Source organism: Streptomyces griseoloalbus, assembly GCA_014650015.1.
GTDB lineage: Bacteria > Actinomycetota > Actinomycetes > Streptomycetales > Streptomycetaceae > Streptomyces > Streptomyces griseoloalbus.
Map to the genome: position 1 here is coordinate 24480 of BMUD01000028.1, position 19164 is coordinate 43643.

General features: G+C 71.2%; 14 protein-coding genes. 7 read left to right on the forward strand and 7 right to left on the reverse strand.

The window, feature by feature from the left end; genetic code table 11:
- Positions 1-370: 370 nt before the first annotated feature.
- From IE178_RS30690 to IE178_RS30700, 3 genes are all read left to right on the forward strand, one after another.
- Positions 371-2494: a DNA gyrase/topoisomerase IV subunit B gene (locus IE178_RS30690; protein WP_184765900.1), complete on the forward strand. Its 2124-nt coding sequence runs from the start codon at positions 371-373 to the stop codon at positions 2492-2494.
- A gap of 101 nt (positions 2495-2595) precedes the next feature.
- The gene (locus IE178_RS30695) at positions 2596-3051 is read left to right on the forward strand and encodes a DUF485 domain-containing protein (protein ID WP_184765901.1); all 456 of its coding nucleotides are present in this window, start codon (positions 2596-2598) and stop codon (positions 3049-3051) included.
- Entirely contained in the window at positions 3048-4640 is a 1593-nt protein-coding gene (locus IE178_RS30700; protein WP_193514519.1) for a monocarboxylic acid transporter, read from the forward strand. Before IE178_RS30695 ends, IE178_RS30700 begins: the two co-directional genes overlap by 4 nt.
- Positions 4641-4721: 81 nt before the next feature.
- Here IE178_RS30700 and IE178_RS30705 read toward each other — a convergent pair whose 3' ends face one another.
- The 4 genes from IE178_RS30705 to IE178_RS30720 all read right to left on the reverse strand — a co-directional run bounded on the left by IE178_RS30705 (position 4722) and on the right by IE178_RS30720 (position 9514).
- Complete coding sequence (locus IE178_RS30705; RefSeq protein ID WP_184765903.1) at positions 4722-5402, reverse strand: response regulator; 681 nt, start codon at positions 5400-5402, stop codon at positions 4722-4724.
- Entirely contained in the window at positions 5399-7090 is a 1692-nt protein-coding gene (locus IE178_RS30710; protein ID WP_193514520.1) for a sensor histidine kinase, read from the reverse strand. Before IE178_RS30710 ends, IE178_RS30705 begins: the two co-directional genes overlap by 4 nt.
- Before the next feature lie 171 nt (positions 7091-7261).
- Positions 7262-8200 (reverse strand): ferredoxin family protein, encoded by a 939-nt coding sequence (locus IE178_RS30715; RefSeq protein ID WP_193514521.1) that lies wholly within the window; start codon positions 8198-8200, stop codon positions 7262-7264.
- Between the two features lie 24 nt (positions 8201-8224).
- The gene (locus IE178_RS30720; RefSeq protein ID WP_193514522.1) at positions 8225-9514 is read right to left on the reverse strand and encodes a citrate synthase; all 1290 of its coding nucleotides are present in this window, start codon (positions 9512-9514) and stop codon (positions 8225-8227) included.
- A gap of 109 nt (positions 9515-9623) precedes the next feature.
- Between IE178_RS30720 and IE178_RS30725 the strand changes: the two genes are divergently transcribed.
- A complete protein-coding gene (locus IE178_RS30725) occupies positions 9624-10787 on the forward strand; it encodes a citrate synthase/methylcitrate synthase (protein ID WP_193514523.1) in 1164 nt (387 codons plus the stop codon).
- Between the two features lie 320 nt (positions 10788-11107).
- Complete coding sequence (locus IE178_RS30730) at positions 11108-12163, forward strand: CobW family GTP-binding protein (RefSeq protein WP_193514524.1); 1056 nt, start codon at positions 11108-11110, stop codon at positions 12161-12163.
- On the opposite strand, the gene IE178_RS30735 is transcribed toward IE178_RS30730, so the two are convergent.
- From IE178_RS30735 to IE178_RS36655, 3 genes are all read right to left on the reverse strand, one after another.
- Positions 12160-12807, reverse strand: a complete 648-nt coding sequence (locus IE178_RS30735; protein WP_193514525.1) for an integrase core domain-containing protein — start codon at positions 12805-12807, stop codon at positions 12160-12162. The two genes, IE178_RS30730 and IE178_RS30735, sit on opposite strands and share 4 nt — an antisense overlap.
- Before the next feature lie 110 nt (positions 12808-12917).
- Positions 12918-15371 carry a DNA gyrase/topoisomerase IV subunit A gene (locus IE178_RS30740; protein WP_184765909.1) on the reverse strand — a complete coding sequence of 818 codons (2454 nt, stop codon included), beginning with the start codon at positions 15369-15371 and terminating at the stop codon, positions 12918-12920.
- A gap of 287 nt (positions 15372-15658) precedes the next feature.
- Positions 15659-16201: an alanine-zipper protein gene (locus tag IE178_RS36655; protein ID WP_369075357.1), complete on the reverse strand. Its 543-nt coding sequence runs from the start codon at positions 16199-16201 to the stop codon at positions 15659-15661.
- Between the two features lie 149 nt (positions 16202-16350).
- Here IE178_RS36655 and IE178_RS30750 point away from each other — a divergent pair, with 149 nt between their 5' ends.
- Positions 16351-17724 carry a M16 family metallopeptidase gene (locus tag IE178_RS30750; protein ID WP_184765910.1) on the forward strand — a complete coding sequence of 458 codons (1374 nt, stop codon included), beginning with the start codon at positions 16351-16353 and terminating at the stop codon, positions 17722-17724.
- Entirely contained in the window at positions 17721-19109 is a 1389-nt protein-coding gene (locus IE178_RS30755; RefSeq protein WP_184765911.1) for a M16 family metallopeptidase, read from the forward strand. The genes IE178_RS30750 and IE178_RS30755 overlap by 4 nt, the downstream gene beginning before the upstream one ends.
- Positions 19110-19164 lie beyond the last annotated feature (55 nt).

Here is a 19164-nt window from a genome sequence, read left to right on the forward strand (position 1 = left end):
GCTCGTGGCTTCTCTCCGAAAAAATCTTTCCGAGGTGGGTGGCTGTTGCCGGTTGGCGGCGAATGTGCCGTAGTGCGTTTCTCTGTGTCGTACGGATTCGCGTCGTATCGGTGGTCGGCCCTCCCGGCTGGGTTGCCGGTTGTTCATGAGGACGTGCCCGGAGCCTAAATGGTTCATGCCTGGAAGGGAACGTGATGTGTGCTTCACTCCATCGAGGGATCGAACAGACATACGACCCTCGACTAGGGTGGGCGCAGACGAGGGTGGCGTTACAACGGCTCTACCAGGCCTCGGTACCCTCTCACCGGTGACTGAAGCCACGCCCTTACCCATGAGGGCCCCATTCGAAATTCAGCGAGGAGCGAACCGCGTGACCGCCGAGACGTCCGTGCCGTCCACAGCGCTGCTGGCAGGAGCAGACCGGGACGGTTCCAACTACACCGCGCGGCACCTGCTCGTCCTCGAGGGGCTCGAGGCCGTGCGGAAGCGCCCCGGTATGTACATCGGATCGACCGACAGCCGCGGTCTGATGCACTGCCTCTGGGAAATCATCGACAACTCCGTGGACGAGGCCCTCGGAGGCTACTGCGACCACATCGACGTGGTCCTCCACGACGACGGCTCGGTGGAGGTCCGGGACAACGGCCGCGGCATCCCGGTCGACGTCGAGCCCAAGACCGGCCTCTCCGGCGTTGAGGTCGTCATGACCAAGCTGCACGCCGGCGGCAAGTTCGGAGGCGGCTCGTACGCCGCCTCCGGCGGTCTGCACGGCGTCGGCGCGTCCGTCGTCAACGCCCTCTCCGCACGCTTGGACGTCGAGGTGGACCGCGGGGGGCACACCCACGCGATCAGCTTCCGCCGCGGGGTCCCCGGTGCCTTCGCCGCCCTGGGGCCGGACGCGAAGTTCGAGGCCGGGAGCGGGCTGCGCAAGACCAAGAAGATCCCCAAGGCCCGCAGCGGCACGCGCGTGCGCTACTGGGCCGACCGCCAGATCTTCCTCAAGGACGCCAAGCTCGCCCTGGAGACGCTGCACCAGCGCGCGCGCCAGACCGCGTTCCTGGTGCCCGGCCTGACCATCGTCGTCCGTGACGAGTTCGGGCTCGGCGAGGGGGGCAGCAAGGGCGAGGAATCCTTCCGCTTCGACGGCGGTATCAGCGAGTTCTGCGAGTTCCTGGCCACCGACAGGCCCGTCTGTGACACCCTGCGCCTCACCGGTCAGGGCACCTTCAAGGAGACGGTCCCCGTGCTCGACGAGTACGGCCAGATGACGCCCACCGAGGTGACCCGCGAGCTCGGCGTCGACGTCGCGATGCGCTGGGGAACCGGGTACGACACCACTCTCAGGTCCTTCGTCAACATCATCGCCACCCCCAAGGGCGGCACCCATGTCGCCGGCTTCGAGCAGGCCGTCGCCAAGACGATGAACGAGGTGCTGCGCGCCAAGAAGATGCTGCGCGTGGCCGAGGACGACATCGTCAAGGACGACGCCCTCGAGGGTCTCACCGCGGTGGTCACGGTCCGCCTGGCCGAGCCCCAGTTCGAGGGGCAGACCAAGGAGGTCCTCGGCACCTCGGCGGCCCGCCGCATCGTGAACAACGTGATCGCCAAGGAGCTCAAGGCATTCCTGACCTCCACCAAGCGCGACGCCGCCCAGCAGGCCCGGGTGGTCATGGAAAAGGCCGTCGCGGCGGCCCGCACCCGCATCGCGGCCCGTCAGCACAAGGACGCGCAGCGCCGCAAGACGGCCCTGGAGTCCTCGTCGCTGCCCGCCAAGCTCGCCGACTGCCGCAGCGACGACGTCGACCGCAGCGAGCTGTTCATCGTCGAGGGCGACTCCGCGCTCGGCACGGCGAAGCTCGCCCGTAACTCCGAGTTCCAGGCGCTTCTGCCGATCCGCGGAAAGATCCTCAACGTTCAGAAGTCGTCCGTGACGGACATGCTGAAGAACGCCGAGTGCGGCGCGATCATCCAGGTCATAGGGGCCGGGTCGGGGCGGACCTTCGACATCGACACGGCGCGCTACGGCAAGATCATCATGATGACCGACGCCGATGTCGACGGCTCCCACATTCGCACGCTGCTGCTGACGCTGTTCCACCGCTACATGCGGCCCATGGTCGAGGCCGGCCGGGTGTTCGCGGCGGTGCCGCCGCTGCACCGGATCGAGATCGTCCAGCCCAAGAAGGGCCAGGACAAGTACGTCTACACGTACTCGGACCGGGAGCTGCGCGACAAGCTCATGGAGTTCCAGAGCAAGGGCGTCCGGTACAAGGACTCGATCCAGCGCTACAAGGGACTCGGCGAGATGGACGCCGACCAGCTGGCCGAGACCACCATGGACCCCCGTCACCGCACCCTGCGCCGGATCAACCTCACCGATCTGGAGGCCGCCGAGCAGGTCTTCGACCTGCTCATGGGCAACGACGTCGCCCCGCGCAAGGAGTTCATCTCCAGCTCCGCGGCGACGCTGGACCGGTCGCGCATCGACGCGTAGCGGCTGCGCCGGACGTGCTCACGGTGGGGCGGGTCACCTGATGGAGTGAAGAGGAACGGGAAGAAGAGTCAGGGATCTTCCCGTTCTGTCCATCCTTGGACATGCAGCCAAGTAACTCGGGGGACGTGAGGTACGACGATCCCTGGTACGACGCCCTGGCTTCGGGCTGGGGCGAGTCGGCCGACACGGGGGTGCCGCCGGCGCGCCGCGGGAACGGCGCCGCGGCAGCCGCCGACGTCTACCTCGAAGTGCAACGCAGCGCGGCCTTCCAGGAGGTGCGCAGCCGGTACCGGCGGTTCGTGGTCCCGGCGGTCGTGGTCTTCTTCGCCTGGTACGTGGCGTACGTCGTCACCGCCACGACCGCGCCGGAGCTGATGGCACGGCCCGTCGCGGGCGCCGTGAACCTGGGGATGCTGGCGGGGCTCGGCCAGTTCCTGACCACCTTCCTGTTCACCTGGGCCTATGTACGGCACGCACGGCTGCGCAGGGACCGTGCGGCGCTGGAACTGCGCTGGGACACCCAGGAGCTGGCGCGGGGACGAGGCGGTGCGTCATGACGGTCGATCACCGGACGTCGGCACTGCTGCTGTTCAGCACGTTCGTCGCGGTCACGCTGGGCATCACGACCTGGGTGAGCCGCCACCGGCACGGTTCGGCGGAGGAGTTCTACGCGGGCGGCCGGCTCTTCTCGCCGATGGAGAATGGTTTTGCCATCGCGGGCGACTACATGTCGGCCGCCTCCTTCCTCGGCATCTCCGGACTCATCGCGCTCGTCGGTTACGACGGGATGCTCTACTCGGTGGGCTTCCTCGTGGCCTGGCTGTTGGTCCTGTTCCTGGTCGCGGAACTGGTGCGCAACTGCGGGCGGTTCACGCTCGCCGACGTGGTCGCGGCCCGCATGCGGGAGCGGCCGGTGCGCATCGCGGCGGGAACCTCGTCGGTCACGGTGTCCGTTCTGTACCTGGTGGCGCAGATGGTGGGCGCGGGCAGCCTGGTCGCGCTGCTGCTCGGCGGTACCGGCGAGGCCGTGCGGGCGTGGACGGTCATCGGCGTCGGTGTGCTCATGGTGATCTATGTGTCGCTGGGAGGGATGCGCGCCACCACGTGGATCCAGATCGTCAAGGCGGTCCTGCTGCTCGGCGGCACCATCGCGCTGACCGTCCTCGTCCTGCTGCGGTTCCACGGCGACATCGACCGACTGCTGCGCACGGCGGCCGAGCGCAGCGGTCACGGAGAAGCGTTCCTGGCGCCCGGGCTCGCCTACGGCGGGGACTGGACCGCGCGCTTCGACTTCATCAGCCTGGGTCTCGCGCTCGTGCTCGGCACGGCCGGGCTGCCGCACATCCTGTCCCGCTTCTACACCGTCCCCACCGCCCGTGCGGCACGGCGTTCGGTCGTGTGGGCGATCGGGCTCATCGGCGGCTTCTACCTGATGACGATCGTGCTCGGCTTCGGCGCGGCCGCCCTCATCGGACCGGACGCCGTCCGCGCCTCCGACGCGTCCGGGAACACGGCGGTGCCCCTTCTGGCGCTTGACCTGGGCGGCGGCGCCGGTTCCACGGGCGGAACGATTTTGTTCGCGATCGTCGCCGCGGTCGCCTTCGCCACGATCCTCGCCGTGGTCGCCGGGATCACGCTCGCCTCCTCGGCGTCCGTCGCGCACGACCTGTACGCCTCCCTGCGGCGCCGAAGCGGCGAACCGCGCAGCGAGGTGGCCGTGGCCCGGGTCGCCGCGGTCGGCATCGGCCTGCTCGCGATCGTCCTCGGTCTGCTGGTCCGCGACCTCAACGTCGCGTTCCTCGTGGGCCTCGCCTTCGCCGTGGCGGCCTCCGCCAACCTGCCCGTGCTGCTGTACTCGCTGTTCTGGCGCGGCTTCACCACACGCGGCGCCGTGTGGGCCGTCTACGGGGGTCTGGTCCCGGCCGTGGTGCTGGTGCTGCTGTCTCCCGTGGTCTCGGGCAGCCCCGCGTCCCTCTTTCCCGGCGTCGACTTCCAGCTCTTCCCGCTGCAGAACCCGGGGCTGGTCTCCATCCCCCTGGGTTTCCTCGCGGGCTGGCTTGGCACGGTCACCTCGACCGAGGTTCCCGACGAGGCCAGGCACGCGGAGGCCGAGGTGCGCTCACTGACCGGCGCGGGGGCCGTGTAACGGCCCGGTCGAGACGGACGGCGCCGTCGTCCGTATGGAGGGAGGGCACGGTTCCTTCCCCCGCCCCCATGGGCCGTGTCCTCAGGCGCGGGTCGCCCACACATAACGGTGTTCCGGGCGGCCCGCGTCGCCGTACTTCAGGGTCAGCCTGGCCCGTCCCGTGCGTTCCAGGAGCTTCAGATAGCGCTGTGCGGTCTGGCGGCTCACCCCGGTGCGTTCGGCGATCTCCTGGGCCGACAGCGGGCCGTCGGCGTTCATCAGCGACTGCCGTACGAGTTCGGCGGTGGTGGGGGAGTGCCCCTTGGGCAGCTGGTGTTCGGCCGACGCCGACAGCGCGCCGAAGATGCGGTCCACCTCCGCCTGTTCCGCCTCGCCGCCGCCGTCGAGGGTGCGCCGCAGTTCCGCGTACGCCTCCAGCTTGACGCGCAGACCGGCGAAGGCGAACGGCTTGACCAGGTACTGCAGGGCGCCATGGCGCATCGCCGCCTGGACGGTGGACACATCACGCGCCGCCGTCACCATGATCACGTCGGTCTGGTGGCCACGCCGGCGCATCTCCTGGACGACCTCGAGCCCCGTCTCGTCGGGCAGATAGTGGTCCATGAGCACGAGATCCAGCCGGGGCAGTGTCTCCAGGCAGCCGAGCGCCTCGGCCGCGCTGTGCGCCTCCCCGGCGACGTGGAAGCCGGGCACCTTCTCGACATACGCGGCGTTGACCTGCGCGACCCGGATGTCGTCGTCCACGACCAGGACCTCGATCACCGCGACTCCTCCTTGACGGTCCGCGACTCCTCGTCGGCGGTCGGGCCGGACGCCCCGGCGAGAGCGGGCTGCGTGCTCGGTTCGGTCAGGGCCTCGGGCAGGACCACGGTGAACTCCGCCCCTCCGCCGTGCGCCTCGCCCACACCGGCGCTGCCTCCCTGCCGCTCGGCCAGCCTGCGCACCAGGGGCAGTCCGATCCCCCGCTCGCGGTGGGCCGGCGGCTCCTTGGTGGACCAGCCCTCTGTGAAGATCAACTCGCGCTGCTCCGGCGGAATTCCGGGCCCGGTGTCGCGCACCACCAGTACCGCCGCGCGCCCCTCGGCGCGCAGTTCGACCTCCACGCGCGCGTGCGGTGTCCCGGCGACGGCGTCCAGGGCGTTGTCCACCAGGTTACCCACGATGGTGACCAGTCCCCGCGGGTCGATCAGCCGGTCCGGCAGCCGGGTCCGGTCCGAGACCCACAGCGCCACTCCACGCTCGGCCGCGACCGTCGCCTTGCCCACCAGGAGCGCCGCCAGCAGCGGATCCCGGATCTTCTCGGTGACCTGTTCCGACGTCGCCCGGTGGTCGCCGACGACCTCGCCGACGAACTCCACCGCGTCGTCGTACATCTCGAGTTCCAGCAGCCCCAGCAGGGTGTGCATGCGGTTCGCGTGCTCGTGGTCCTGGGCGCGCAGCGCGTCGATCAGCCCACGGGTGGAATCCAGTTCCCGGCCGAGCCGGTCCAGCTCCGTGCGGTCGCGCAGGGTCGCCACGGCGCCGCCGTCGTCGGTCGGCATCCGGTTGGCGACCAGGACGCGCGGTCCGCGGACGGTGAGCAGATCGGTGCCGGTCACCCGTCCGGCCAGCACATCGGACGTGCGTCCCGCGCCGAGTGCCTCGTCGGGGGAGTGGCCGACGGCCTCCTCACCGATCCCCAGCAGGCGCTGCGCCTCGTCGTTCAGAAGGCGGACGCGCCCGGTGCGGTCCAGGGCGACGACGCCCTCCCGGAGGCCGTGCAGCATGGCCTCACGCTCCGCGAGCAGCGCCGCGATGTCCGAGAAGGCCAGGTCGCGGGTCTGCCGGTGCACCCGCCGCGAGATGAGCCAGGCCGCGAGCGCGCCGACGGCCAGGGCGCCGCCCGCGTACGCGAACAGCCCCGGGATGGCGTGGATCAGCCGGGCCCGGACGCTGTCGTAGGCGATGCCGACCGAGACCGCCCCGATGATCTCGCCGTCGTCGTCGCGCAGCGGCACCTTGCCCCGTGCGGAGCGTCCCAGGGTGCCCTCGTCGATCTCCATGACGTCATGTCCGGCCAGTGCCTCGCCGGGGTCGGTCGACACCCTGCCGCCGATCCGCCGCGGGTCGGTGTGGGACCAGCGCACGCCCCGCCGGTCCAGCACCACGATGTACTCGGCACCGGTGGCTCTCCGGATCCGTTCCGCGTCCCGCTGCACCGGTCCGTCCGGGGACGGTGCCGTGCCGCGCAGGTCGTGCGCGAGCTGCGGCTGCTGGGCGGTGGTCTGCGCGATCGCGAGGGCGCGGCGCATCGCCTGGTCGTCCAGCTGGTCGCCGAGCGGCGCGAGGAACAGTCCGGTGGCGAGCACGGCGACTCCCGCGGCGATCGCCAGCTGCATCAGCAGGACCTGCGAGAACACCCGCCGCGGCAGGCCGAGGCGCAGGCGGCGTGCGGGGGGAGTGGGACTCATACCCAAGACGGTACGTGGGTGGGCGCGGGGGGCCGCAGGGGTGTGGCGGGGATCTCCCGGGCGCGCGGGCGGGACGCGGCTCACGCGCGTGCGGGACCGACCGGCACGGGGGACGCCTGTGGGGCCTGCCCATCACTGCACCGCGCGGGGCTCTGTGGCCGCGCGGGACGGTCAGCCGGCCAGCGCCGCCACGGTCATCTCGCGGACCGCCATCACGTCCATCCGCGCGGGTGAACCGAGCACCGACCCGCAGCTCTCCGGACGGGGCGGAAGCGAGGCCCCCTGCGCGACCTCCACCAGCCACCGGCGCCCGTCCACGTGGGCGACGGTCACCTCCCAGCGGGACGCCGCGCCGTCCGTCCGTACGACGCTCAGGGCCTCCGCGGCGTACTCGCCCACCGCGTGCCGGACGGCCAGCTCGGCCGTCTGACCGGGCCGCTCCCAGGCGGACCTGCCGCGGCACCCCTCGACGACGATCCGGCCCTCCTGCGCCCTGTGCAGCACCTCTTCGACGAGATGTGCCTCGGCCCTGCCGTAGGCGTAGCCGTACGGCAGGACGAGCACCGTGGGGGAGAAGCGGTGACCACCCAGGTGGGTGACCTCCCAGACGCCCTTGACCCCGGAAGCGGCCAGTTCGGCCGCCAGAGGGCGGCCGAGGAGGGCACAGCAGCGGTCACGCTTGCCGTTGGTGCAGACGAGGGCGAGCGGGTCGCCCTCGTGGGGCCGCCCGCCGAGCACCGTGTCGAACGTGTCGGGCTCGCCCCTGCCGAGCGCGGCGAAATCGAGGTCGAGCAGCCGTTCGGGCTCCGCGGTCGTGGCGGCGCGCAGCCACACGTTGCCCGGAACGGTGTGGGCCACATACACCTGTCGCGTGGCGGGCACCCGGCAGTCCGCGTGCCGCCCGGGGCGGCGGATGAGCGCGATGCGCACCCCGGTGCCCTTCGCGGCCGTCTCCAGGGCGCGGCCCAGCGCGGGGTCGAGATGGCTCGAGGTGAGCGCCTTGGCACCCCAGGGGCCGGACTGCTCCAGCAGCAGCCAGGTGCTCGCGGTGGCCGCGGTTCCCGCGACCGGCTCGTCGAGCGTGCGGGAGACGGTTGTGCACGTACTCACAGAGGTGAGCCTAACCTGACTTGCTCAGGAGTGACGTGTCACCCCACCCGCGTCCGGCTCGGGCAGCGGCCGTGGTGGCTTCGGCCCCGCGTACTGCCCGCTGGGGCGCATACGCAGGGGGCGCTCGCCGTACTCCTCCAGGGCGTGGGCGATCCATCCGGCCGTACGGGCGACGGCGAAGATCGTCTCGCCTGCCGTGGCCGGCATGCCGGAGGACGCAGTGAAGACGGCGAGAGCCAGGTCGACGTTGGCGTGCAGGGGGGTGTGGCGGGCGGCGGTGGCCACGATGTCGCGTGCGGCGGCCAGGGCGGGGCCGGCGTGCGGGATGTCCTCCAGGAGGGCGAAGAGCGCACGCGCGCGTGGGTCCTCACCGGGGTAGAGGCGGTGGCCGAGTCCCGGGATGCGGCGGCCGGCCCGCAGTTCGTCGGCGACCACGGGGGTCGCGTCCCCCTGGTCGAGAACCTCCAGCAGCAGCCTGTGCGCGAGGCCGCCGGCCGCTCCGTGCAGCGGGCCCTCAAGCACGCCCAGCCCCGCCGAGACGGCCGCGTAGGGGTGTGCGCGGGCGGAGGCGGCGACGCGGACGGCGAGCGTGGAGGCGGCGAGGTCGTGGTCGACGAGGAGCGCGAGGGCCGTGTCCAGGACGCGCAGCCGCGCCTCGTCGGCCTCCCACCCGGTGAGCCGGGCCCAGAGGCGGTGGGCCAGCGGACCGGAGTCGCGGTGGCCGGGGGGGACCGCGGGGAGGGCGGCGACGAGGGTGGGGATGAGCGACCGGGCCGTGCCGAGTACGGCCTCCTCGGACAGGTCGAAGCGCAGCGGGTCGGCGGTCGCCGCGGCGATGGCCGCGACCCGCAGGCGGTCGGTGGGCGTGGCGTGTTCGGGCAGGGCGTCGACGGCGCGCCGGGCCACGGCGACGGACGCCTCGGGTGCGCCGAATGCGGCACCGGGGCGGAGCCGGCCCGTCCACAGCCACTCGGCGACCTCCTCGTAGGTGTGCCGGGTGGCCAGTTCGACGGCGTCGACACCTCGGAAGTAGTACCGGTCGCTGTCGATCAGGGTGAGGCGGGTCCGCACGGACAACTCGCTGCCCGGACCGCTCGAACTGCCCGCGCTCCCGCGTCTGTTGCGCCGCGCGAGCGTCTCCACCTCCGCGGCGTCGAAGGTGCTGCCCCGGCCGCCGGGCGCCCGCCGGCTGCTGAGCTGGCCACGGCTCACGTACGCGTACACGGTCTCCGGCTTCACGCCGAGCAGCTCGGCGGCCTCCTTGGTGCTCAGGCGCCGGTCCGAGCCGACGGGGGAGAGGTCTTGATCGCGCATGGGGTCACGGTATCCGTCCTGCCTCACACGGACTGAAGCATTGATGCAATCAATGTTGACAGCTTTCCAGTCAAGGATAGACAGTCGAATCAAGTTCGAGGAGGAAGTCATGTCTGTCAATGAGGCTGTAGCGGCACGTGTCGAGGTGCCCCGTGGGCTGGCGGGAGTCGTCGTCACCGACACCCGTATCGGTGACGTCCGGGGCGACCAGGGCTTCTACCACTACCGGCAGTACTCGGCCGTCGACCTGGCGCGCTCGCGCGGGTTCGAGGACGTATGGCATCTGCTGGTGCACGGCGAACTGCCGGACGCGCGGCGCGCCGAGGCGTTCACCGCCGAGACCGCCGCGCTGCGGATGCTGCCCGACGAGGTGCGGAAGGCGCTGCCCGTCGTCGCGGCGGCCGGCGGGCGCTCGGGCCCGCTCGCCGGGATGCGGACGGCGCTGTCCCTGCTCGGCGCCGCGAAAGGGTTCCGGCCGGTGTACGACATCGACGCCGACCGGCGCAGGCGGGACACGCTGGAGGCGACCGCGGCGGTGCCGACACTGCTCACGGCGCTGTACCGGCTGGGCAACGGGCTGGAGCCGGTGGAGCCGCGTGAGGATCTGTCGTACGCGGCGAACTACCTGTACATGTTGACGGGGAAGGAGCCGGACGAGGAGCGGGTGCGGGCGATCGAGCAGTACTTGATCTCCACCATTGATCACGGCTTCAACGCGTCAACCTTCACGGCACGGGTCATCGCGTCGACGGGCGCGGATGTGGCGGCATGCCTGGCCGGGGCGGTGGCGGCACTGTCGGGTCCGCTGCACGGCGGTGCGCCGAGCCGGGCGCTGGACACACTGGACGCGATCGGGGTGCCGGAGCGCATCGACTCCTGGGTCCGTGAGCACGTCCTCGCGGGCGAGCGGATCATGGGCTTCGGCCACGCGATCTACCGCACCGAGGATCCCCGGTCGCGGATGCTGCGCGAGGTGGCGCAGCGGTTCGGCGGGCCCCGGGTCGCCTTCGCCGTGGAGGTCGAACGCCATGTGGAGGCGATTCTGGCGGAGCTGAAGCCGGGCCGGGCGCTGCACACCAATGTGGAGTACTACGCCGGCGTCGTCATGGAACTCTGCGGCGTACCGCGCGAGATGTTCACCCCGACGTTCGCGGCGGCGAGGGTGGTGGGATGGAGCGCCAACATCCTCGAGCAGGCGGAGGACTCGAAGATCATCAGGCCGGTGGCCCGGTATGTCGGGGAGGGGGCGCCGGTGGCGGTGCCGGGTGCCTGAAGGCCGCGAAGGCCTGAAGGGCGATCCCTTGATCGCTTCTTCGGGGTCTTCCGTGATTCGCGCGGACGTATCACTGCCGCGCGCGTAATCCACCCTCATGGGTGATGGAAGAGCCGCCTGGTGTGTTACGTCCCTTGAGGCGCGCGGAGGGAAGCGAGGGTCGCGCAAACCGGCGCCTTGCCCGACGTCTGCCCCGCGAATGCTGCTGACAATCGTTCACTTCGCCGCCGTTCGCACGGCTCGTATCCTGGGGCGTCAGTCAGTCCTCGGGCTCGCACGCAGCCGTGAGCCGGGGTACGCCCAGGTGTGAGAGGGGTCGCGTGGTGGTGCGGAGCAGCGGTCGGCAGATTCCGGTCGTGGTGCTGGCCGGATTCCTCGGCTCGGGGAAGACCACCCTGCTCAACCACCTCCTCCACCGCAGCGGCGGCAGTCGCATCGGTGCCGTCGTCAACGACTTCGGGGCCATCGAGATCGACGCCATGGCCGTGGCCGGTGCCCTCGGGGACTCGACCGTGTCGCTCGGCAACGGCTGCCTGTGCTGCGCGGTCGACAGCGGCGAACTCGACGTGTACCTGGAACGGCTGGCCCGGCCCTCCGCCGGGATCGACGTCATCGTCATCGAGGCCAGCGGCCTGGCCGAACCGCAGGAGCTCGTGCGGATGGTGCTCGCCAGCGAACATCCGGGGATCGTCTACGGCGGACTCGTCGAGGTCGTGGACGCCGCCGAGTTCGAGGACACCCGGGCCAGGCACCCGCAGATCGACCGGCACCTCGCCCTCGCCGACCTCGTCGTCCTGAACAAGCTCGACCGGGTGACGGACGCGGAGCGTGTGCTGGGGCTCGTCCGGTCACTTGTCGACCGTGCCGCGGTCGTGCCCGCCTCGTACGGTCGTGTCGATCCGGAGTTCCTCTTCGACTGCAGGCCCGGCGAAGAGCGTATCGGGCAGTTGTCGTTCGACGACCTGCACCGCCACGACCACGAGGAGGGGGATCACACCGCGCATCTCCACTCCGCGTACGACAGCCTCTCCTTCGTCTCGGGGCGCCCGCTGGACCCACGGCGCTTGATCCGGTTCCTGGACAGCCGGCCCGCGGGGCTGTACCGGATCAAGGGATACGTGGACTTCGGCCCGCACGACGTCCGCAACCGGTACGCCGTGCATGCCGTGGGGCGGTTCCTGCGGTTCTACCCCGAGCCCTGGACACCCGACGCGGAGCGGCTCACGCAGCTGGTGCTCATCGGGACGGGCATCGACGCCGCCGCTCTCCGCGCGGAGTTGGAGGCGTGCGGGAGCGACAGCGCCCCACACGCCGACGAGCACGGTATGTGGGGCGTTCTGCGCTATGTGCAGGAGGCCGAGGACCCCGCGGCCTAGGTGTGCTGACCGGACAGGTTGGTGACGCGGCTGGCGGGTGGTTGGCCGCTGATGCCGGTGTGGGGTCGGTGGTAGTTGTACCAGTCCAGCCAGTCGGGAAACGCGGCCTGGCGTTCGCGGTCTGAGGTGTAGGGCCGCTGGTAGGCCCACTCTTCGAGCAGGGTGCGGTGGAAGCGTTCGACCTTGCCGACCTTGTGGCCGCCGCCGTCGGGGATACGGCCGAGCTTCTTGACGTCGATGTGGATCAGTTCACCGGGCCGTGCTCGCTCGTAGCGGCGCACGGGTTCGCCCGTGGCCCGGTCGCAGGCGGCCAGGGCGGGCAGGCCGTGCCGGACGAGGATGCGGTGGGCGGTGGAGGCGGCGATACCGGTGCGGGCCGCCAGCCGCAGCGGACCGATGCGGTGCTGGCGTCGCAGCCGCAGAACCTGCGCCTCGATGGCGGCCGGGGTGCGGTGGGGCTGGCGGTGCGGGCGGCTGGAGCGGTCCTGCATCCCGGCCTCGCCGTGCTGCCGGTAGCGGGCGGCGGTGGTGTGGCTGACCTGGAAACGTTCCGCGGCCCGCCGCAACGGCCATCCGTCGTCCACGACACACCGGGCCAGACGCAGCCTGCCGGTCGGCGTCAGCGGGGCATTACGGTGGGACACGAGGGCCTCCTGCGGTCGGGCGTAGATCTCGCAATCCACACCGAACCCAGAAGACCCTCACCCTTTCAAGCACCCAGCACGCGTGTCACCAACGTCCCGGGACAGCACACCTAGACCGGGCCCGCCACCACCGACACCGTCTTCGCCAGGGACACGCCCGAACCGTCCCGGCGCGGGTCGGGTTCCGGGAGGTCCACCGCGGCGCCGTTCTTCTGCGCGGCACGGGCCGGGGTCGGGCCGGCCCAGGCCAGGGACAGACAGTCCTCGCCCTTCAGGAACCGCTGGCAGCGCACGCCGCCGGTGGCCCGGCCCTTGCGCGGGAACTGGTCGAACGGGGTCACCTTGGCCGTCGTCTGCACGGAGTCGTCCAGCGTGCCGCGCGAGCCCGCGACCGTGAACACCACCGCGTCCGCCGCAGGATCCACCGCCGTGAACGTGATGACCTTCGCGCCCTCGGTGAGCTTGATACCCGCCACACCGCCGGCGGGGCGGCCCTGCGGGCGCACCTGCCCTGCCTGGTAGCGCAGCAACTGCGCGTCGTCGGTGATGAAGACCAGGTCCTCCTCGCCCGTGCGCAGCTCGACCGCGCCGACGATCCGGTCGCCCTCCTTGAGCGTGATGACCTCCAGCTCCTCCTTGTTGGAGGGGTAATCGGGCACCACGCGCTTGACGACGCCCTGTTCCGTGCCGAGCGCCAGGCCGGGCGACGACTCGTCGAGCGTGGTCAGACACACCACCTGCTCGTCGTCCTCCAGCGACACGAACTCGGCCAGGGGCGCCCCGCCCGAGAGGTTCGGCGTCGGCATCGTCTCCGGGAGCTGCGGGAGGTCCACGACGTTCAACCGGAGCAGGCGGCCGGCCGAGGTGACGACACCGATCTCGCCGCGGGCCGTCGCCGGTACCGCCGAGACGATCACGTCGTGCTTCACGCGCTTGGCGCCGGCGGCATCGGCGAGCGGTTCGTCGGTCGCCGTACGGGCCAGCAGACCCGTGGAGGACAGCAGTACGCGGCACGGGTCGTCCGCCACCTGCAGCGGCACGGCGGCGGGGACCCCGGCCGACTCCAGCAGGAGCGTACGACGGTCGTTGCCGAACTTCTTCGCCACCGCGGCGAGTTCGGCCGAGACCAGCTTGCGCAGCTCCGCGTCCGAGTCCAGGATCCGGGTCAGCTCCTCGATCTCCGCGTTCAGCCGGTCCTTCTCCGCCTCCAGCTCGATCCGGTCGTACTTGGTGAGGCGGCGCAGCGGTGTGTCCAGGATGTACTGGGTCTGGACCTCGCTGAGGGAGAAGTGCTCGATCAGACGCTGCTTGGCCTGCGCGGAGTTCTCGCTGGAGCGGATGAGGCGAATGACCTCGTCGATGTCCAACAGGGCCGTCAGCAGACCCTCGACCAGGTGAAGCCGGTCGCGCCTCTTGGTGCGGCGGAACTCCGAACGCCGGCGTACGACGTTGAAGCGGTGGTCGAGGTAGACCTCCAGGAGTTCCTTGAGGCCCAGGGTGAGGGGCTGGCCGTCCACCAGCGCCACGTTGTTGATGCCGAAGGACTCCTCCATCGGCGTCAGCTTGTACAGCTGCTCCAGCACCGCTTCCGGCACGAAACCGTTCTTGATCTCGATGACCAGACGCAGACCGTGCTCGCGGTCGGTGAGGTCCTTGACGTCGGCGATGCCCTGGAGCTTCTTCGATCCGACGAGGTCCTTGATCTTGGCGATCACCTTCTCGGGGCCCACCGTGAAGGGCAGCTCGGTGACGACCAGACCCTTGCGGCGCGCCGTCACGTCCTCCACCGTGACCGTCGCGCGGATCTTGAATGTGCCGCGGCCCGTCTCGTACGCGTCCCGGACGCCGGAGAGGCCGACGATCCGCCCGCCGGTGGGCAGGTCGGGGCCCGGGACGTGCTTCATCAGGGCGTCGAGGTCGGCGTTGGGGTGCCTGATCAGGTGGCGTGCGGCCGCGACGACCTCGCGCAGGTTGTGCGGCGGCATGTTGGTGGCCATACCGACGGCGATGCCCGAAGCGCCGTTGACCAGGAGGTTCGGGAAGGCGGCGGGTAGCGCCACCGGTTCCTGCTCCTGGCCGTCGTAGTTGGGCGCGAAGTCGACGGTGTCCTCGTCGATGGACTCCGTCATCAGGCTCGTGGCCTCGGCCATGCGGCACTCGGTGTACCGCATGGCGGCGGGCGGGTCGTCATTGCCCAACGAGCCGAAGTTGCCGTGGCCGTCGACCAGCGGGACGCGCATCGAGAACGGCTGGGCCATGCGTACCAGGGCGTCGTAGATCGACGCGTCGCCATGGGGGTGCAACTTGCCCATGACCTCGCCGACGACGCGGGCGCACTTCACGTAGCCGCGCTCCGGCCGCAGCCCCATCTCGTTCATCTGGTAGACGATGCGGCGGTGCACCGGCTTGAGGCCGTCGCGCGCGTCCGGCAGGGCGCGCGAGTAGATGACCGAGTACGCGTACTCGAGGAAGGAGCCCTGCATCTCGTCGACGACGTCGATGTCGAGGATCCTCTCCTCGTACGAGTCGTCGGGCGGCGGGGTCTTCGTGCTGCGGCGGGCCATCGCTGCCGGCTCCTTGCTGAAGCATGTGACGGGATCTGACGCGGACCATTGTGGACCGTCGCACTGACAAGCGGGACCAGGACCAGGCTCCGGCCGTCCGACGCGGCCGGGTGGCCACGGCGCGAAGCAGGCTACGCGCACCCGCGACCGATCCAACGCGCGGGACCGGCGGGACCGTTCCACAGCCGATGCGGAGTCACCCTGCGACCGGCGCGTGGGGGCTCGACGGTTCGGTGCGACGACGCGGAGTCCGGCGCGGGCGCTCGGGGCCCGTGCGGGTGACGCCATCACCGAGGTGGGTGGAACCGGCGTGGGTCGCGCTGTGGTCGGGGGCCCCGGAGGATGCCAGGGGCGGGTGCGCGAGGCCGGCGGTTCCGGGCCGGGGGGCGAGAGGCCCCGTGCCGGGACTTCGAGCGGTCCCGCGCGTGATCCGAGGTCCTCGCTGCGTGATCGGCGGTGCTCTTCGCGTGATCCGCGGTGCTCTGTGCGTGTTCCACGGTGCTCTTCGCGCGTTCCGCGGTGCTCTGTGCGTGTTCCACGGTGCTCTTCGCACGTTCCGCGGTGCTCTGTGCGTGTTCCACGGTGCTCTTCGCACGTTCCGCGGTGCTCTGCACGTGATCAACGGTGCCCAGGGCCTGGTCCCGGGTGCTCCACGCCTGATCCACAGCGCTCCCAGCTTGATTCCCGGTGCCCTGCGCGTGACGCGAGGCCCCGCGCGTGGCGCGAAGGCCCCGCGCGGGATGCCGCGCTGTCCGCGGGGGAGGTGCGGCCCGCCGGGATGCGGCGTCCGGTGCGGGACGCGGGGACGCCCCCTGTGACCCATGGGTCACCCGCGCACCACTTCCCCCATCAGGTTCTCGCTCTCGGCGTACCTGGCCCGGGCCGGGAACTTCGCGGGTGCTCCGCGCGCTTGCATACAGTGGCAGGACCGGCAGAAACGGCGGTATCGACGACCGCCTCCGCGATCGAAGGGACGTACATGCCCATGGGTCACACGGCCACAGCCCAGGCAGGCTCCGGCGGCCTGACAGCGACCGAGCACCGCCTGGCCAACGGCCTGCGCGTGGTGCTCTCCGAGGACCACCTGACCCCGGTCGCCGCGGTGTGCCTCTGGTACGACGTGGGTTCGCGTCACGAAGTCAAGGGACGTACCGGCCTGGCTCACCTTTTCGAGCACCTCATGTTCCAGGGGTCCGCCCAGGTGAAGGGGAACGGCCACTTCGAGCTGGTCCAGGGCGCCGGCGGCTCCCTCAACGGCACCACCAGTTTCGAGCGCACCAACTACTTCGAGACCATGCCCGCCCACCAGCTGGAGCTCGCCCTCTGGCTGGAGGCCGACCGCATGGGCTCCCTGCTGACCGCCCTGGACGACGAGTCCATGGAGAACCAGCGGGACGTCGTCAAGAACGAGCGCCGCCAGCGGTACGACAACGTCCCCTACGGCACGGCCTTCGAGAAGCTGACCGCGCTCGCCTACCCGGAGGGCCACCCGTACCACCACACGCCCATCGGCTCGATGGCGGACCTGGACGCGGCCACCCTGGAGGACGCCCGCGCGTTCTTCCGCACGTACTACGCGCCGAACAACGCCGTGCTCTCCGTCGTCGGCGACATCGACCCGGAGCAGACGCTCGCCTGGATCGAGAAGTACTTCGGCTCCATCCCGCCCCACGACGGCAAGCCCGCGCCGCGCGATGGAACGCTGCCCGACGTCATGGGCGGCCAGCTGCGCGAGATCGTGGAGGAGGAGGTCCCCGCGCGTGCGCTGATGGCCGCCTACCGGCTGCCGGAGGACGGCACGCGCGCGTGCGACGCGGTGGACCTGGCCCTCACCGTCCTCGGCGGCGGCGAGTCCTCCCGGCTCTACAACCGGCTGGTACGGCGCGACCGCACGGCCGTGGCCGCCGGCTTCGGCCTGCTGCGGCTGGCCGGAACGCCCTCCCTGGGCTGGCTGGACGTGAAGACGTCCGGCGACGTGGAGGTCCCGGTCATCGAGGCCGCCATCGACGAGGAGCTCGCCCGGTTCGCCGCGGAGGGCCCCACGGCCGAGGAGATGGAGCGCGCCCAGGCCCAGCTGGAGCGCGAGTGGCTGGACCGGCTCGGCACGGTAGCGGGCCGCGCCGACGAACTGTGCCGGTACGCCGTGCTGTTCGGTGACCCGCAGCTCGCCCTGACCGCCGTACAGCGTGTCCTGGAGGTGACGGCGGAGGAGGTGCAGGAGGTGGCCAAGGCACGCCTGCGCCCCGACAACCGCGCGGTACTCGTCTACGAGCCGGTCGCCGCCGAGGCAGAGGACACCGAGGAAGCCGCCGCAGTCGCCGGCACCGACGAGAACGAGGAGGCGGCGAAGTGACCGAGCTCGCCACGATGGACTTCCACCCGCAGCCGCAGGCGGGCGAGGCCAAGCCCTGGGCCTTCCCGGCCCCCGAGCGCGGCACGCTGGACAACGGCCTGACCGTGCTGCGCTGCCACCGCCCCGGCCAGCAGGTCGTCGCCGTCGAGATGCTCCTCGACGCGCCCCTGGAGGCCGAGCCGGCCGGTCTCGACGGTGTCGCCACGATCATGGCGCGGGCCTTCTCCGAGGGCACCGACAAGCACTCCGCCGAGGAGTTCGCGGCCGAACTGGAGCGCTGCGGCGGCACCCTGGACGCGTACGCCGACCACCCCGGCGTCCGCCTCAGCCTGGAGGTCCCGGCCTCACGGCTCGCCAAGGGCCTCGGGCTGATCGCCGACGCCCTCAGGGCGCCCGCCTTCGCCGACAGCGAGGTCGAACGGCTCGTCCGCAACCGTCTCGACGAGATCCCGCACGAGCTGGCGAACCCCTCCCGCCGGGCCGCGAAGGAGCTCTCCAAGGAGCTGTTCCCGGCGAGCTCGCGCATGTCGCGCCCGCGCCAGGGCAGCGAGGAGACGGTCACCGGCATCGACTCCGCGACCGTACGCGCCTTCTACGAGCAGCACGTCCGCCCCGCCACGGCGACCGCGGTGGTCGTCGGTGACCTCACCGGCGTGGACCTGGACGCGCTGCTCGGCGACACCCTGGGCACCTGGACCGGCTCCGCGGGCCGGCCGCGCCCCATTCCGGCCGTGGTCGCCGACGACACCGGCCGGGTCGTGATCGTGGACCGTCCCGGCGCCGTCCAGACGCAGCTGCTGCTCGGCCGTATCGGTCCCGACCGGCACGACCGTGTGTGGCCCGCCCAGGTGCTCGGCACGTACTGCCTCGGCGGAACCCTCACCTCGCGTCTGGACCGCGTCCTGCGCGAGGAGAAGGGCTACACCTACGGCGTACGGGCGTTCGGGCAGGTCCTCAGGTCCGCCCCGGACGGCACGGGTGCGGCACTGCTGGCCATCAGCGGCTCCGTCGACACCCCGAACACCGGCCCCGCCCTGGACGACTTGTGGACGGTGCTGCGCACCCTCGCCGCGGAGGGGCTCACCGACGCCGAACGCGACGTCGCCGTGCAGAACCTGGTCGGCGTGGCGCCGCTCAAGTACGAGACCGCCGCGGCCGTCGCGAGCACCCTGGCCGACCAGGTCGAGCAGCACCTGCCCGACCACTACCAGGCCGATCTGTACCGGCAGTTGGCCGCGACCGGCACCGTGGAGGCCACCGCGGCGGTCGTGAACGCCTTCCCGGTGGACCGTCTGGTCACCGTCCTCGTCGGGGACGCGGCGCAGATCAAGGCGCCCGTCGAGGCCCTCGGGATCGGTGAAGTCACCGTCGTGACGGCCGAGTAGCGAGGCGCGCGGGCGCACGCGCGCGTGGGGCCCTGGTGACACGAGAGTCATCAGG